The sequence below is a fragment of the Paenibacillus sp. Y568 genome (genome assembly GCF_059445545.1).
In genome coordinates this window covers 25419-42199 of sequence record NZ_JCAIUM010000019.1, presented here as the reverse complement: position 1 = coordinate 42199, position 16781 = coordinate 25419, and the positions used below count along the sequence as shown (strand labels likewise).

Below are 16781 nucleotides of genomic sequence, written 5' to 3'. Positions count from 1 at the left end.
TAGCCTCCTTGTATAGTTACTATTTATACTATCTCCATGAACGACTAAATTCATGAGTCGGGGTTTGATCCATTACAGATCATCTGGAGGCTAAGCTATACGACACGTCGCATAGACAGAATAACGTTACTCCAGTAACCCGTATCAAGACTACTGATCTGAACCCCTGGGTCTCCCCAAGTATGAATGAACTTACCTTCTCCTATATAAATCCCCACATGACCTGGAATCGTGTTGCTCTCAAAACGGTCAGGAACGGTGAAGAATATTAAATCCCCAGGTTTTAAATCGTTACGTGTAACTTCAACTCCTTCCTTTGCTTGATCTCTGGCTAGTCTAGGTAGATCCTTATTGATTTGATCGAACACGTATTGAGTAAATGAGGAACAGTCAAAGGTCTTTGATTGGGTGTAGGGTTCCGCACCGAATTCGTAGGGGACTCCAAGATATTTTTTAGCAAATGAGACGAGCTTATTCTGGTCTGTTGTTGTACTCGCAGTCTTTAAGGATTTAGCTTGAATTTTATTTGGCGAGTCTACATCATGCAAAGGCGAAATCTCTACTCTGTGATATCTCTGGTTCCATTTGACATCCGTATGGAGTAGCGTTGAAAGAGAACCAAGGGTTAGAAATAATTGGCCATTTTGTCGAATAGGGGCTTCTTTTAATTGAATAGATGATCCTAATGAGGAAGCTTGTTTTTGCCCTAGGTAGGCATGGTACATGGGATCGGTATATCCAATCTGTACATCTTTTCCAGAATCCTTCATACGAAGACCAAGGGATTGAACGGCATTCTTTAACGGAACCCAGGTCTTGCCCGAATAGTCGGTGTATAAGACTTGATCCGTAAACATCCCAGCAGTAGTAGGAGAAGAGGGGGCGTCCTTTTCTTTGGCAGTATTACTGCAGGATACACATAATAACATAACGATACAGGTGATCCATATCAGGATGGCTCTTTTTTTGCGTAGGGTTAGCTTTAGCATGTACACACACTCCATTATTCAAATAGGATAACCTCGGAACCAAGCATGAGAAGGTTGTCGTCTCCTCATCCTTAATGCCGAGGTAGCATTTAAGTATAATGTGTGTAAATTGCCGGCTTTTTATTAATGAACAGTTACAGGGGTGTCTTGTGATGTCGGGAGAGACTTTTTGGGAGTGCCGTCCAGTCCGTATTCTTGATCATATGCATCAAAGATCTTACGTGCAATGGGAGCTGCACTCTGAGCGCCGAATCCACCTTCGGGAACGACAACAGCGATAGCAAGCTTAGGGTTATCACGAGGGGCGAAGGCAATGAATATTCCGTTATCCCTTGTTTTACCTTTGGCATCTTGCTCAGATGTCCCTGTTTTTCTTGCGAAATCATAAGGGAATCCTTCAAAAGCACTTACACTCGTATTCATACCTTGTTTGATTTCGCGCCAGAAGCTTTTATCTATCTTGATTTCATTTTCTTCATCATTTAGAATTTCGGGACCGAACTTCTTAACAATGGTTCCATCCTGATCTTTAATCTCATTCACTAGCTGTGGCTTCATTCGTATGCCTTCATTTGCTAGTGTGCTGGCATATTGAGCAAGTTGTAAGGTTGTGTACTTGCCTTGTTGTCCAAAGGAGGCATAGGCTAAGGCTGCTAAATTACTCCCAGCTTGTTTGGTGTTCTTGTATTCAAGTATACCTAAATATTCTTTGGGTAGATCTACACCCGTAGAAACACCGAGTCCGAATTGCTTCATATATCGATCCCAAATATCGATACCTTTTTCTCCTGGATATTTGGAGTTCAATCTCTTACCTACCATATCGACCATAAAGGTATTGGATGACTCCTGAATAGCCATGGTAGGTTTAATGGAGCCAAGGACATGACCAGAGGAATTTCGGATAGGCTGCTCAGAGCCCTCTTTCCCAATGTAGGTTATTCCGCGATCTTGATAGCGATCGGTAGTTCTGAATAGATTCTCGTTTAACCCAACCAATACGCTGAGAGGTTTAATAGTAGAACCTAACAGTAAGAGAGAATCCAGCCCATTAGCGGATTTGCCAGAACTTATTGGAGAGATCGTCCCATTCTGGTAATTGTTTTTGATCCGTTCATAATCTTCGGTAGAAATGTTCTTACTTCCTGATGATTTCCATACGTTCGTGTTATAATCGGGCATGCTTGCCATCGCAATTACTTTTCCCGTATCTACTTCCATGGCTACTGCATAGCCCGTAATGGCATTTGGATGAGTCTTTCCAGAGACCGTATTGGTGTGAAGCCAATTCAACTGATCTGTGATAGCTTGCTCAGTCTTCAGTTGGACATTTTTATTTATCGTCAAATAGATATCATGACCTTTCTGAGGAGGAACCACTTGTTCTACGGCTATCGGCATATTCTGGGCTGTGACGGAAACGTCCTTGTAGCCATTCTCTCCTCTAAGCTCATCCTGAAAGGCATACTCTATCCCGTCATATCCGACAACTTCATCCTCTGTATAGGTTAGACCAGGGTTTCTTGTGCCTTCTCTATCCTTCTGAAGTGCATCCATCTTCGTATATAATTCCTTCGAACTTTTGTAATATTTAATATATCCTACCGTTTGGACGGCTATCGTATCCGGATTATAATGGCGAATACCTTCTTCTACAATTTCTATGCCGGGAAAAAATGCCTTATTTTCTGAGAAAAAGGCGACTTCCTCTTTGTTAAGGTCAGTCTTGATCCGCCGAGGCTCATAACCTGAACCCTTCATGAATTCCAAATCCATGGCATCGATGATATCTTGTTTGGTAAAATTCTTATCATCAGGATCTAATCTATTCAAGGCTTTCTCAATATCCTCGGCTAGTTGAAAGGCTTTGTGCCTAACGAGCGATTTCTTTCTCTTAATTAGAATCTGTTCTTTTGCTAAGCTATAATCTTCTCTCAATGTGATAAAAAGAGATTGAATAGGCGTAGAATAGGCAAGTTTCGTATGCGTATCATCATAAATGGTACCTCGAATCGGGGGAAGGGCGATCGTTTTCATTAACCCATTGGTTTCTTCCTCCTTCAGAGTAGGCCCTTCAACAAATTGAAGAATAGCTAATCTAACAATAATGATGCAGAAAATAATAAAGGTACAAAAAAAGAAAGTATTTACTCTTAGCGTGAAAAATTCTCTTCGTTTATCTTTGCTCTTAGCCTGATAAGGATCTAACATAAGTACACTCCAATCTCAAAAGTGAGTTGTTATAAGAAATATGGGATAAAAATATGAAAATGGTTTATCTATTTTATTATAACCATTATATTCCATAGAAGATATAAATCGAAAGTATTGGATACATATTATTAATTCAGATGTTCCATTGACAATACCCAGTAAGACAGTATAATTAAAATATCATTCAATTGATAATGAATATCATTATTAATTAGAGTTCATTAACCCTATATTTCAGGAAGAGTAAGGAAAGAGCTATGAAAAAGAGATATTTACTCATTACACTTGTGGTTTTTTCATTTATTTCGATCTTCATCGGGGTTAAAGACATCTCTCCGTTGGATATCTTCCACTTAACAGATCAACAACTTCAAACATTAACGATTAGTCGGGTTCCACGTCTTATTAGCATTATTATAGCCGGTATGAGTATGAGTATTGTCGGTCTAATTATGCAACAGTTAACCCGTAACAAGTTCGTATCACCGACGACAGCTGGAACCATGGATTCGGCAAGGTTCGGAATCCTCGTCGCTATGATGATATTCTCCAATGCGACATCACTTCAGAAAATGTTAGTCGCGTTCATCTTTGCACTTCTAGGTACCTTTATCTTTATGAAAATTCTAGACAAAGTGAAATACAAGGATGCCATCTTCATCCCGTTAGTTGGGATTATGTTCGGGAGTGTGGTGGGTTCGATTACAACATTTTTTGCCTATAAGAATGACCTCATTCAGAATATGGCTTCATGGCTGCAGGGTGATTTCTCAGTGATCTTAAAGGGCCGCTATGAAATGTTATACATAAGCATTCCGCTGGTCATTGTAGCTTACTTATTTGCTAATCGGTTCACGATTGCCGGTATGGGTGAGGATTTCGCTAAGAACCTGGGCCTAAATTATAAGCAAATCGTAAATATTGGCCTTATCATTGTAGCTGCCGTATCTTCTATTGTGATATTAACGGTTGGTATGATTCCCTTCTTGGGGTTAATTGTTCCGAATATCGTGACCATCTATCAAGGAGATAATCTTAAAAAAAGTCTCTCTCATACGGCATTATTAGGAGCGGTATTCCTTCTGTTCTGTGACATCCTAGGAAGGCTGATTATATTTCCATATGAGATACCTATTGGTCTCACTGTTGGCGTGATAGGAAGCGGTATTTTTATATACTTACTTATTAGAAGAAAGGCATATGCATAATGAAGGTAAAGCTCAGTATTTTATTTGTTATTGTGATGGCACTTATCGCTTTGTTCTTGTTGTATGACGTAGGTGGTCACTGGGATTATGTCCTTCCTAGAAGAGGGAAGAAGATTCTAGCCATGGTCCTTACCGGTGGTGCAATTGCCTTTTCTACGATTGTGTTCCAGACGATCACGAACAACCGCATTCTGACACCTAGCATTCTAGGGTTGGATTCGCTATATATGTTGTTTCAGACCTTTGTCATTTACGTCTTTGGATCGAACCATGTAACTTCGGTTGACCGAAATGTTAACTTTATAATCTCCGTTGGATTAATGGTGGGATTCTCGGGTGTGTTCTACAAGATTCTATTTCGAAAAGATGGACAGAGGAACATTTACTTTCTGTTATTGATTGGAATGATACTAGGAACATTCTTTGGAAGTGTATCTTCCTTTATGGAGGTACTCATTGACCCCAATGAGTTTATGATGCTACAGGACAAGATGTTCGCTAGCTTCAACAATGTGAATACCGATTTGTTGGTTATATCAATCATTGGGATTCTTGGCGTGACTATTTATTTCATGAGGTTCGTTAAATATCTAGATGTTATCTCGTTAGGAAGAGATCAGGCTGTTAATCTAGGTGTCAATTACGATTATGTTGTCAAAAGATTGCTCGTAGTCATAGCCATTCTGATGTCGATCGCCACAGCTTTAGTGGGTCCAATCACTTTCTTAGGACTTCTAGTTGCGAATGTTGCACATCAGTTCCTCAAAACATATCAACATAAATATTTAATCTTTGGATCTGTTCTTATTAGCGTTATCGCATTAATCGGAGGGCAGTTCATTGTTGAGAAGGTATTTACATTCTCCACCACATTAAGTGTCATTATTAACTTTATTGGGGGATCGTACTTCATATATCTTCTGCTAAAGGAGAATAAGTCATGATAGAGGTAAGAAATGTTTCCAAAAAGTATGCAGATAAACATGTCGTTGATCAGGTTTCCCTTAAGATTACTAAGGGCACCATTACTTCTTTTATAGGACCTAACGGTGCTGGAAAAAGTACACTTCTCTCGATGATTAGTCGCCTCACAACCAAGGATCAAGGTGAGGTCTTAATTGAAGGACAGGAAATTAGCAAGGTTAAGAGTAATGACCTCGCCAAGCAAATTTCAATTCTGAAACAGTCGAACCATATTAATATTCGATTGACGATTAAGGAACTTGTTAGTTTTGGAAGGTTTCCTTATTCTCAAGGGAAGTTGACTCCTGAAGACTGGAAGTATGTAAATGAAGCGATTCAGTATATGGACCTTGAAGACCTTCAAGATAAGTACTTAGATGAGTTAAGTGGAGGTCAGAACCAACGTGCGTATATCGCCATGGTTATTGCCCAGAACACAGATTATATTTTGCTAGATGAGCCTTTAAATAACTTAGATATGAAACACTCTGTACAGATTATGAAAGTGCTAAGACGAATGGTTGATGAATTGGGTAAGACGGTCATTATCGTCATTCATGATATCAATTTTGCATCCGTCTACTCCGATTATATCGTTGCCCTTAAGGATGGAAGAATCATTAAAGAAGGAGCAACAAACGATATTATTGATCGCACTGTTCTACAGGAAGTGTATGGTATGGATATCCATATTGAGAACATTCATGATAACAAAATATGTGTCTACTTTGCTTAAAAGGTAACTCTTTGTTTCGTAAATTATGATGTGCATATGCCATGCGTAAAGGCGCCAGTATGGTGTAATGAGCATCAATGATTTTAATAGTATAACTATAAAAATTTAGGAGTGATTCAATTGAAGAAAAGTGTACTCATGATCATAATGACTGTAATGATGGCTATCGTGGTAGCTGCGTGCGGCAATAATAATACGAAAGAGGCAAAGAATACAACGACGGACTCTGCAGGGAATACGACGAATGCAGCAGCACCTACAGAACCCGTAGAAAGTAAAGAAATAACGATTAAACATAAGTTGGGTGAGACTAAGTTACAGACGAACCCTGAGAAAGTCGTTGTGTTTGATTTCGGAATATTGGATTCACTAGATAAGTTAGCTGTTGAAGTAGCGGGTGTACCGCAAGCCAACATTCCTCCGTACCTTTCTAAATATGAAGATAAGAAATATGCCAACGTGGGAAGCTTGAAAGAGCCTGATTTTGAAAAAATCAATGCTCTTGATCCTGATCTCATCATTATATCGGGAAGACAACAGGAAGCTTATGAGGAATTGACGAAGATTGCTCCTACGATTTTCTTAGGAGTAGATAACACGAAATTAGTAGAGTCATTCAAAGAAAATATGAACACGTTAGGTCAAATCTTTGATAAACAAGCACAAATTGATGAAGAACTAGCTAAGATTGACGCATCGATCAAAGATATTCACGATAAAGCGACTGCAACAGGTAAGAATGGACTCATTGTTCTTGCTAATGAAGGTAAATTAAGTGCTTATGGAGCTGGTTCAAGATTTGGAATCATTCATGACGTACTTGGATTCAAACCTACAGATGCTACTATCGAAGTGTCCACTCATGGACAAAGCATTACTTCCGAGTTCATCCAAGAGAAGAACCCAGACTTCCTATTTGTAGTGGATCGAAGCACTGTGGTTGCTGCAGAAGGTGCAGAGGCGACTTCCGCTAAGGACACGATTGAGAATGATTTAGTGAAGAATACGAACGCGTTCAAAGAAGGACATATCGTATATCTTAATCCTAATTATTGGTATCTATCCGGTGGAGGGCTTGTATCGATGGTAGAGATGATCAATGAAATTGGTGCAGCAATTCAATAAGATGCGCCCACACCGCCTCTCTATCCCATTCATATAGTGGGATGGAAGGGAGGGACATCAATTATGTCACCTAAATCCCATTATGTTACAGCGAGGAAACATCTTCATAAATTTGTGAAGGTGAAAACGAAGTATGGAAGTACCTTTTACGGAGAGATTGTGAAAGTTAGTCCTACGAAAATGTTTTTAAAAGTTTCTTCCGTTAAGAGCGATAAGAAAGTTCATACCTCTTTTGCACCATTCATTCTCCCATTAGTACTGTTCGATTTACTTGCAATCATACTGGTGGGTTCAACTAGAAGAAGATATTTCTAATTCAAATGCTAACCTATTTACTGCCGAGATCCTGATCTTGGCAGTTTTTCTTTTGGAACCAAATTTGATGTGAATAAACGCTTGGAGGGGACGATGGTAGGCATAGATAGGTGATAAATATGAATTCGATCATATTTATTTTTAGGGAAATAGGATATTTTCTAACCATACTATACCGTCCAGACGGTGAAAAGGTTGGTGAAGGTCCGTGAGAATCACTTCAAGATTGTCCAAACGTCAGGACATTTTACATTCAGCATCTTACCTTATTTGTAGCAAGGGTGTCTCTAACGTGACTTTGGATGCGATCGCCAAAGAGACGGGGATAAGTAAAGGTGGATTGTTATATCACTTTCCAAGTAAGGACGCACTGTTTGAAGCGTTGGTTACGGATATTATGGATCGTGTAACCGAGGGAATGATGAAACGGGTGTCCGATGATCCTAACCCTCGGGGTAAATGGTGTCGCGCTTATATAGAAGAGGTATTTGCACAATTTGATGAACTTGACCAGACGAATGCAGGGTTGTTGGCCGCTATTTCGACGCATCCTGAAATGCTAAGACCCTTTCATGAACATTACGAATTGTGGAAGGACAACATGGAGCATGATGGTATTCACCCTAAATCGGCGATGATGATTCGGCTTACGATCGACGGTCTGAAATTTAATGCTTTATTTGGCATGCCATCTCTTCAAGAGAGTGATAAGAACACATTATTGGAATCGTTACTTTTTTTAACAAGTGGGGATGGGGAGGCATATAAGGATGAAGAGCGATAGGATGTATCTTGGTATTGATATTGGTTCAACGACGATTAAGATGGCTATCATTAACGAGAATACGGAATTGATCTATAGTAACTATAGAAGACATAATTCGGACATTAGGAATACATTCATTACATTAATACACGAGGCACACCTACATATAGGAGATACAGATATTGCTGTTGCCATTACAGGTTCAGGTGGATTATCGATCTCGGAATGGATTCAGGTTACTTTTATTCAAGAGGTCATTGCAGGTATGAATGCGACTCAGCATTTGATGCCGCAAACGGATGTTATTATCGAGCTTGGTGGAGAGGATTCGAAGATCACCTACTTTCGAGGTGGTACAGAACAACGCATGAACGGTTCTTGCGCTGGGGGGACGGGTGCATTTATCGATCAGATGGCTGTCTTGTTACGAACAGATGCGCAAGGTCTAAATGAGTTGGCCAAGAATTATAAGCGTATTTATCCTATTGCAGCAAGATGTGGTGTATTCGCTAAGACAGACGTTCAACCGTTAATTAATGAGGGAGTAGCTAAAGAAGATATTGCAGTGTCTATTTTTCAGGCCGTGGTTACACAGACGATAAGTGGTCTAGCTTGTGGGAAGCCGATCAAAGGCAATGTAGCCTTTATAGGAGGGCCATTGACTTATCTTTCAGAGCTTCGTAAACGGTTTGTTGCGACGCTTCATTTGCGTGAGAATAAAGTTATTTTTCCGGAAAATTCTCATCTTATGGTTGCAATCGGTGCAGCCCTTGAGGCGCGGAAGGAAGCGGTCATTCAATTCTCAACGTTCATGAATGCAGTAGATGGACTAACCACCTTTGCGGATGAGAATGTGGAGCGACTTGTCCCTTTATTCAAGGATGAACAGGAGATTGAGCAATTTCGGGCTCAACATCAACAACATACTGTACCTACACAGGAGATTGAGGGTTATATAGGGCGCTGTTATCTAGGAATTGATGCAGGTTCCACAACAACCAAGGCTGTGTTGATTGATGAAGAAGGAGCCATGTTATATTCCTGGTATGGCAGTAATGAAGGGAATCCAGTGAAGACGGCACTTCAGATTGTAACGGACATCTATACTCAATTATCTGATGGTGCAGTCATTGCTAATACGACGGTTACGGGGTACGGAGAGCATTTAATTAAAGCAGCACTTCATATCGATGAAGGTGAGATTGAGACCATGGCTCACTTCAAGGCGGCACAGTTCTTTTATCCCGATGTCGACTTTATATTGGATATCGGTGGTCAGGACATGAAGTGCATGCGAATTCATAATGGTGTCATTGACAGTATCATTCTGAATGAAGCTTGTTCGGCAGGGTGTGGCTCTTTCTTAGAGACATATGCTCAGACCCTCGGCATGGATATCCAAGAGTTTGCACGTGTTGCCTTATTGTCTCAACAACCGGTTGAGCTAGGTTCGCGTTGTACCGTGTTCATGAATTCACGGGTGAAACAGGCTCAGAAGGAAGGTGCGACGGTAGCTGATCTGTCAGCAGGCCTATCGTACTCTGTGATAAAGAATGCACTCTATAAAGTGATAAAGATTCGTACACCAGAGCAGCTAGGACAGCGTATCGTGGTACAGGGCGGCACGTTCTATAACGATGCTGTATTGCGAGCATTTGAAATGATCATCGGTCGTGAGGTTGTCCGACCTACTATCGCCGGCTTGATGGGGGCATTTGGTGCTGCATTAATCGCGAAGGAACGAGAACAGATAGGGCAGAGCACCCTGTTATCCGAAGAGGCAATGAGAGGTTTCGAGATGAAGACACAGCTTACACGATGTAATCGTTGTAGCAATAGTTGTCAAATGACGATTAACAAATTCTCAAGTGGATCAACCTTCTTCTCAGGTAATCGTTGTAGTCGTGGGGAAGGTAAGAAATTAACTAATCAACATCTTCCGAATCTTTATGATTATAAATATAAGCGCATTTTTGATTATGAACCATTGCCTCCAGAGAATGCTGAGCGGGGAGTTGTAGGGCTCGCTCGAGTGTTAAATATGTATGAGAATTATCCGTTCTGGTTCACCTTCTTCACCCATTTAAAATTTAGAGTTGAGCTTTCTAGCCATTCATCGAAGGCCACATATGAGCTTGGGATAGAATCTATTCCATCCGAATCAGCTTGTTATCCTGCGAAGCTAGCCCATGGGCATGTCATGGATCTGGTGAATCGCGGGGTGAAGTTTATTTTCTATCCAGCTATTCCGAATGAGAAAGATAAGCTTGAAGAGGCGGATCACGATTATAACTGTCCGATTGTGACATCGTATTCGGAAGTTATTAAGATCAATATGGAGGTTCTGGAGGAACAGCATGTGACCTTTATGAATCCCTTCTTACCTTACAAAGACAAGAGAAAACTCATTCAGCGATTAACGGAGGAATTGAAATGCTTCCAAATTTCGCGAAAAGAAATCGCCGAAGCCGTTCAACTTGCCTGGCTAGAGGATGAGCTAGTAAAGCAAGATATTCGCACAAAAGGGGAGGAAGTTCTTGCCTGTCTTGAGGAAACTGGAGAAAAAGCCATCGTTCTAGGGGGAAGACCTTATCATATCGACCCTGAAATTCATCATGGCATCCCTGAGATGATTACGCAGATTGGCATGGCCGTACTGAGTGAAGATTCCATAGCTCATTTGCGTGATCCTAACATGAAGCTAAGAGTGATGAACCAATGGGTGTATCATTCTCGTCTCTATGCGGCTGCGGATGTCGCCGGGCATTCAAGCCAGTTGGAATATGTTCAATTGAATTCATTTGGTTGTGGGTTAGATGCGGTTACAGCAGATCAGATTGAGGAAATACTGGCGAGCCGTAGTAAGATTTATACCTGTCTCAAAATAGATGAAGGGAATAACCTCGGGGCAGCGAGGATACGCCTACGCTCCTTAAAGGCTGCCATGAAGGAACGAAGTCAACAGCCTTGCGGCTCCAGATGCGAGGAAGTAGCATATGCTACAGAAGAACAGGCATCACAGGATCGGGTGATGTTTACGAAGGAAATGAAGGATACGCATACGATTCTAGCTCCACAGATGGCTCCTATACATTTTCAATTTGTGCAGGAAGCCTTTCGTGCTGAGGGATATCGATTTGAAGTTCTACCTTACGTCAATGCAGAGACGATTGAGGAAGGGTTACGCTACGTTAATAATGACGCCTGTTATCCAACGATTATTGTTGTGGGTCAGATGATTCATGCCCTGAAATCGGGTCAATATGACTTGGATCGAACCGCACTCTTGATCACACAGACGGGCGGAGGATGTCGAGCGACGAACTATATTAGCTTTTTAAGGAAAGCTTTGAAGGATGCGGGTATGGCTCACATTCCTGTCATCTCGTTAAATGTAGGTAGCGGACTTGAGGAGAATCCAGGATTCAAGGTGACACGAGGGTTAATGAATAAAGGACTGCTCGGGATCGTGTATGGTGATTTGCTCATGCGATTATTGTATCGAGTAAGGCCCTATGAGAAGGCAAGAGGAGCTACGAATGCTCTATATGAGAAGTGGGTAGAACGTTGCAAGATGTCAGTTCGGGATGGGAACCATACAACGTTCCGTCGGAACATTAAGCAAATCGTAGCTGATTTTGATGATCTGGATATTGAGCTTGTTCGGAAACCTAAGGTGGGAGTGGTTGGAGAGATTCTTGTGAAATACCACCCACAGGCGAATAATAACATCGTCCAGTTATTGGAGAAGGAAGGGGTGGAGGTTGCTGTTCCCGATCTGCTGGACTTCTTTCTCTACTGTGCCTATGGAAGTGATACAGCATATAAGCTCCTTGAAGGAAGCTTGAAAGGTTATCTCGTTGGTAATGCGGCAATTGCGGGTATTGAGTATTACCGACGAGTGATGAAATCAGTGCTTGGTAAATATGCTAAGTTCTCTAAGCCACATTCTATTTATGAATTGGCTGAAAGGGCAGAGAAGATTATCTCACCTGGTAATCATACGGGAGAGGGTTGGTTTCTCACAGCTGAAATGATGGATTTAATCGAATCGGGTACTGATAATATTGTATGTATACAGCCGTTTGCTTGTTTGCCTAATCATGTGACGGGCAAAGGTGTTGCTAAAGGGCTGAAGTCTGAATATCCACAGGCTAATATAACGTATATTGATTATGATCCGGGTGTGAGTGAAGTGAATCAGATTAATCGAATAAAGCTTATGTTGGCTATAGCATTTAAGAATTTAGAAATGAAGCAGAACCAAGTTACGATCACGCAACAACCTCCAGCTGTCTCCACAGAGGATGGACCTTCTTTTGTAGGAGATGAGGGTAGTCCTAACGTATTCACATCACTCTAGCGTTTCATAAAGAACGGCGCCTCTTCGTGGGGGTGTCGTTCTTTGTTATAGTTCAAGTCTGTATAGATTCGTAAGCTTACTTGCAGTCTGATCCCATGTGAACTGTTCAAGGACATCATTACGACCATTCGCACCCATACGATCTCGAAGACTGATACTATTAGCCAATCTAAGTATATAATCAGCGAATCCTTGTGGTTTACGGTATTGATTCACAAGGTAACCGTTGTGTCCATGAATGACGATTTCTTGAATGCCACCATTTCGAGAAGCGATGACAGGTACCCCTGAAGCCATAGCTTCTATATTGACAAGACCGAAGGCCTCATGGGTCTGAGATGGACATACGAAGCAATCAGCTAGACGGTATATTTTATGAATCTTGGCATGAGCAAATTCCCCTAGATAAGTAATAGGCACGCCTAAAGTTCGAGCCTGGCTCTTAAGGCGTCTCATGTAGGAAGGCCGAACTCTGCCTACGATAACGATTTGCACAGGTGTATATTTTCGCACGAGGTGTGCGGCTTGAAGCAGTATAGAAACACCCTTTTGTGGAATGATTCTACCTACAAAAAGAATAGTAAAAGCATTGCCGATACCATAACGTTTCCTGCTAGTTCTCTTCTCTATTTCTGTAGCTGAACGGAAACGGGAAATATCTACACCTAACTCTACCGTATGGATGTTCTTTGCCGATTGTGGAAATTGCGAAGCTAGTTTCTGTTGTAACGAATGGCTATTAGCGATGATGAGATCTGCTTTTTTTAAGTATCGTGAAATGACTGGTTGTGGAGGAACAAATGTTAAAGAATGAAGAAATAAGGAGATTGGTATTTCTGGGAATGTCTGCTTAATGAGAGCCATATATTGCGGGCGATTATCGACTTGAATGAAGTCATAGATTGTTCCCTGTCTAATGTAACGGATCACAGCGGAGATATAGGTTGAAGTATTCTTTGAGGGTACTCTGACAATAGTAATATTCCCCATCTGAGTCTGATGCGGCAAAGAAGGGGTGCGTCTACTGATAATGGTGACTTGATGATTAGTGGCGAGTTGCCTAGCTATTGCGAGAATACATATTTCTACAGAACCACTTCCTGGAACGGGTATCCGTTCTGGGGCAACGATAAGAATGCGCATAGCTTCTCTCCTATCCGTCAGGAACAACTTAGTTATTTCTCTAGGATATGCTACCTCTGTAGAAAAAGTATGGTCTTATGGTCGGTACCTTAATATCTTCTATTTCCACAAAGATCATATATATGAACTATACAAGGAAGCAGATGGATGAATAGAATGTATTGATTTTGGGATTAAGGATGCCATGACCAATGCAGTTCATTTCATTCATAGGGAGAGAGGTTAGGTATGAAGGGTAAGCGGATGAGCACGATAACAAGTAAATGGCTTAAGACCAACGCATTACTGAGTCACGGCGAAATTAGCAAGTATATTCCCGAGACACAGAGATTGACGATGGATAACCTATCAGCCATGTTAGCAAGGTATGGGATGGTATATATTAAGCCTGAACGTGGTACGTACGGTAATGGAGTTATACGTGCAGAGATATTGCCACAAGGAATGTACAAGTATCAATATCAGATTGAAATGAGTAAGAGAACCTTTAAAGACTATTATTCCTTTTATCAATCGTTAAAAAAGGTTACGAAGAAACGAAGTTATCTGGTACAGATGGGCATTCATTTACTGAAATATCAAAAGCGTAGATTTGACATTAGGGTCATGGTTCAACTGAATCCTAAGGGGGTCTGGGAAACAACCGGAATCATTGGTAGAGTTGCCCACCCGGGGAAAATAGTAACGAATTATCATAGTGGGGGTAAATTGGTATCCATCGAGAGATTGTTATCTTCTCATCTGTCATTAAGTGGACAACAAGCCCTCATAGATAAAATGAGTAGATTAGGTGTTACGATCGCTAAGCAATTAAAGAAGAAGTATCCTAATTATCGGCAAGTTGGTGTAGATGTAGGACTTGATCAATCGATGAGTCCGTGGATTATCGAGGTGAATTCTAACCCGGATCCTTATATCTTTAACAAGTTGGCTGATAAATCAGTGTATCGCAAAGTCATGCGGTATAGAAAATTAAGTTCACCCGTTCGTCTTGTGAAAAGGAAAAAATAAGATGTCCCTTTGAAATACCTGATGGAATCTCATCAGGTATTTTTGAGGATCTAATATACAATTACTGCATTGTAAGATATATTATACGTGTATTTTGGATTTGGAGTGAGAGGGAGGAAACAAAGATGAGTGAAAGTGGAATCCGTAGCATTACGATAAATCAGATTGGATATCCAATCCATAGCAAGAAGATAGCCATATTTAAGGGACGAGGTGGAGAGTTTCGAGTCGTGAACAATACAACCAAAGAGGTTGTGTTTCATGGACATACAGGAGAACCACGTAAGGATGATGCAAGTGGGGTTACCGTTCATATAGGAGATTTCTCACTTATACAGGAGCCAGGACAATATCATATTGAGCAGGATGGTCGAGGTTCATCAGGTTCCTTCATGATTGTAGATCGACCTTATCAGCAGCTTCACAAGGGACTCTTGAAAGCATTCTATTATTTCCGCTGTGGTGTAGAGTTAGAAGAGGAATTCGCAGAGCGTTGGAATCATAAAGCATGTCATTTAACAAGGGGAATAGTCTATGGGGAACCTAACACCTTGCTAGATGGTTGTGGCGGTTGGCATGATGCAGGGGATTATGGTAAATATTCAGGTCCGGGTGCAAAAGCAGTTGCTGACTTATTACTTGCCTATGAGTTGTATCCTGAGTCATTCAGTGAACCTGTTCCATTACCAGAGAGTGACACTCACACGCCGGATGTATTGCATGAGTGTCGCGTTGAACTGGAATGGTTAATGAAAATGCAAGAGACGCAAACCGGTGGCGTGTTCCACAAGCTGACCACATTGAACTTTCCTGCCTTAGATGTGATGCCAGAAGACGACGATTCTGATTTATATTTCTCACCAATCTCTGCTACCGCAACGGGGTGTTTCGCAGGTGTGATGGCGATGGCAGCACGTATTTATATGCCATTCGATTCTGATTTTGCCGAAAGCTGTTTGAAAGCAGCCATAGTGGCTTGGAATTGGTTAGAGGCAAATCCTACAGTACCTGGATTTAAGAATCCGTCGGATATTACGACGGGAGAGTATGGTGATGAGCAGGATTTGGATGAGCGTTATTGGGCGGCTGCTGAACTATTCCGTTCAACAGGAGATGAGTCTTACCACCGTGCCTTTCAAGCGCTCTCGAAGGAAACATTCTCAAAGATTCAATTAGGCTGGGCAGATATGGGCGGCTATGGAACCATTTCTTATTTACTACATGGTGTAGAACAAGTGAATGAGAGCTTGTACACCGAATTAAAGGAAGAGTGGCTGAAGGAAGCCAATCGACTAGTACAACAGGGGAATCAAGATGGATATCTTATTTCGCTTCGATCCGAAGATTACATATGGGGTAGCAATATGTTGGTTCTGAACAATGCGATGGTGTTGCTTATTGCTTATGGCCTACACGAAGACCCGGCCTATGAGGTGTGTGCATTGAATCATCTTCATTACTTAATGGGACGTAATGTGCTAGATATAAGTTATGTTACCGGATTTGGAGATCATCCTGTGATGAATCCGCATCATCGTCCATCCGTAGGTGACGATGCGTTGGCTCCCGTACCAGGTATGGTTGCCGGCGGTCCCGATCAAGGGCTTCATGATGATTATGTAAGGGAACATTTGCAAGGTAAACCTGCAGCTCAATGTTTCGCTGACCATGAAGATAGTTATTCTACCAATGAAGTAACGATCTACTGGAATTCACCTGCCGTATTCTTGGTGTCACACTTTAATCGTCAGTAGGTGTAATACTCAGATCCATCGCTGAAAGAATATCATAAATAAAAGGTGCTCTTACGAGTACCTTTTAATTTAAGTATAAGAGCCATATTGTTTTAAATTAATATTAATTAATCTGGATTTAAAAAGGATATTTATAACATGTATAGAAATTATATACTTACAATTGCAATTATCGTGTGAAGGAGAGGAGTGAA

Annotated in this window: 12 protein-coding genes; 9 read left to right on the top strand and 3 right to left on the bottom strand. The window is 41.2% G+C overall.

What is annotated here, in order from left to right:
- Positions 1 to 95 precede the first annotated feature (95 nt).
- Both AC1D7X_RS21495 and AC1D7X_RS21490 read right to left on the bottom strand, forming a co-directional pair.
- Positions 96 to 989, bottom strand: a complete 894-nt coding sequence (locus AC1D7X_RS21495) for a C40 family peptidase (protein ID WP_495456858.1) — start codon at positions 987 to 989, stop codon at positions 96 to 98.
- A 123-nt stretch (positions 990 to 1112) separates the two neighbouring features.
- Positions 1113 to 3200 carry a peptidoglycan D,D-transpeptidase FtsI family protein gene (locus AC1D7X_RS21490; RefSeq protein ID WP_495456857.1) on the bottom strand — a complete coding sequence of 696 codons (2088 nt, stop codon included), beginning with the start codon at positions 3198 to 3200 and terminating at the stop codon, positions 1113 to 1115.
- A gap of 260 nt (positions 3201 to 3460) precedes the next feature.
- On the opposite strand from AC1D7X_RS21490, the gene AC1D7X_RS21485 reads away from it, so the two are divergent.
- The 7 genes from AC1D7X_RS21485 (at position 3461) to AC1D7X_RS21455 (ending at position 12679) form a co-directional block, all read left to right on the top strand.
- Complete coding sequence (locus AC1D7X_RS21485; protein WP_495456856.1) at positions 3461 to 4411, top strand: ABC transporter permease; 951 nt, start codon at positions 3461 to 3463, stop codon at positions 4409 to 4411.
- Positions 4411 to 5355: an iron chelate uptake ABC transporter family permease subunit gene (locus AC1D7X_RS21480; RefSeq protein WP_495456855.1), complete on the top strand. Its 945-nt coding sequence runs from the start codon at positions 4411 to 4413 to the stop codon at positions 5353 to 5355. Before AC1D7X_RS21485 ends, AC1D7X_RS21480 begins: the two co-directional genes overlap by 1 nt.
- Positions 5352 to 6110, top strand: a complete 759-nt coding sequence (locus AC1D7X_RS21475; RefSeq protein ID WP_495456854.1) for an iron ABC transporter ATP-binding protein — start codon at positions 5352 to 5354, stop codon at positions 6108 to 6110. The genes AC1D7X_RS21480 and AC1D7X_RS21475 overlap by 4 nt, the downstream gene beginning before the upstream one ends.
- Positions 6111 to 6230: 120 nt before the next feature.
- Positions 6231 to 7235, top strand: a complete 1005-nt coding sequence (locus tag AC1D7X_RS21470) for a siderophore ABC transporter substrate-binding protein (protein WP_495456853.1) — start codon at positions 6231 to 6233, stop codon at positions 7233 to 7235.
- A 63-nt stretch (positions 7236 to 7298) separates the two neighbouring features.
- Positions 7299 to 7550 carry a hypothetical protein gene (locus AC1D7X_RS21465; protein ID WP_495456852.1) on the top strand — a complete coding sequence of 84 codons (252 nt, stop codon included), beginning with the start codon at positions 7299 to 7301 and terminating at the stop codon, positions 7548 to 7550.
- Positions 7551 to 7758: 208 nt separating this feature from the next.
- Complete coding sequence (locus tag AC1D7X_RS21460) at positions 7759 to 8334, top strand: TetR/AcrR family transcriptional regulator (RefSeq protein ID WP_495476095.1); 576 nt, start codon at positions 7759 to 7761, stop codon at positions 8332 to 8334.
- Positions 8321 to 12679 (top strand): acyl-CoA dehydratase activase-related protein, encoded by a 4359-nt coding sequence (locus AC1D7X_RS21455; protein ID WP_495476094.1) that lies wholly within the window; start codon positions 8321 to 8323, stop codon positions 12677 to 12679. The genes AC1D7X_RS21460 and AC1D7X_RS21455 overlap by 14 nt, the downstream gene beginning before the upstream one ends.
- A 45-nt stretch (positions 12680 to 12724) precedes the next feature.
- On the opposite strand, the gene AC1D7X_RS21450 is transcribed toward AC1D7X_RS21455, so the two are convergent.
- Positions 12725 to 13822 (bottom strand): glycosyltransferase family 4 protein, encoded by a 1098-nt coding sequence (locus AC1D7X_RS21450; protein ID WP_495456848.1) that lies wholly within the window; start codon positions 13820 to 13822, stop codon positions 12725 to 12727.
- Positions 13823 to 14050: 228 nt separating this feature from the next.
- Here AC1D7X_RS21450 and AC1D7X_RS21445 point away from each other — a divergent pair, with 228 nt between their 5' ends.
- Together AC1D7X_RS21445 and AC1D7X_RS21440 are read left to right on the top strand one after the other, a co-directional pair.
- Positions 14051 to 14833: a YheC/YheD family protein gene (locus tag AC1D7X_RS21445; RefSeq protein WP_495456847.1), complete on the top strand. Its 783-nt coding sequence runs from the start codon at positions 14051 to 14053 to the stop codon at positions 14831 to 14833.
- Between the two features lie 125 nt (positions 14834 to 14958).
- Positions 14959 to 16587 (top strand): glycoside hydrolase family 9 protein, encoded by a 1629-nt coding sequence (locus AC1D7X_RS21440; RefSeq protein WP_495456846.1) that lies wholly within the window; start codon positions 14959 to 14961, stop codon positions 16585 to 16587.
- Positions 16588 to 16781: the final 194 nt, after the last annotated feature.

Bases quoted from the DNA above. Each gene is read 5' to 3' on its own strand.
- AC1D7X_RS21495 (WP_495456858.1), bottom strand. From the start codon at position 989: ATGCTAAAGCTAACCCTACGCAAAAAAAGAGCCATCCTGATATGGATC.
- AC1D7X_RS21490 (WP_495456857.1), bottom strand. From the start codon at position 3,200: ATGTTAGATCCTTATCAGGCTAAGAGCAAAGATAAACGAAGAGAATTT.
- AC1D7X_RS21485 (WP_495456856.1), top strand. From the start codon at position 3,461: ATGAAAAAGAGATATTTACTCATTACACTTGTGGTTTTTTCATTTATT.
- AC1D7X_RS21480 (WP_495456855.1), top strand. From the start codon at position 4,411: ATGAAGGTAAAGCTCAGTATTTTATTTGTTATTGTGATGGCACTTATC.
- AC1D7X_RS21475 (WP_495456854.1), top strand. From the start codon at position 5,352: ATGATAGAGGTAAGAAATGTTTCCAAAAAGTATGCAGATAAACATGTC.
- AC1D7X_RS21465 (WP_495456852.1), top strand. From the start codon at position 7,299: ATGTCACCTAAATCCCATTATGTTACAGCGAGGAAACATCTTCATAAA.
- AC1D7X_RS21455 (WP_495476094.1), top strand. From the start codon at position 8,321: ATGAAGAGCGATAGGATGTATCTTGGTATTGATATTGGTTCAACGACG.
- AC1D7X_RS21450 (WP_495456848.1), bottom strand. From the start codon at position 13,822: ATGCGCATTCTTATCGTTGCCCCAGAACGGATACCCGTTCCAGGAAGT.
- AC1D7X_RS21445 (WP_495456847.1), top strand. From the start codon at position 14,051: ATGAAGGGTAAGCGGATGAGCACGATAACAAGTAAATGGCTTAAGACC.
- AC1D7X_RS21440 (WP_495456846.1), top strand. From the start codon at position 14,959: ATGAGTGAAAGTGGAATCCGTAGCATTACGATAAATCAGATTGGATAT.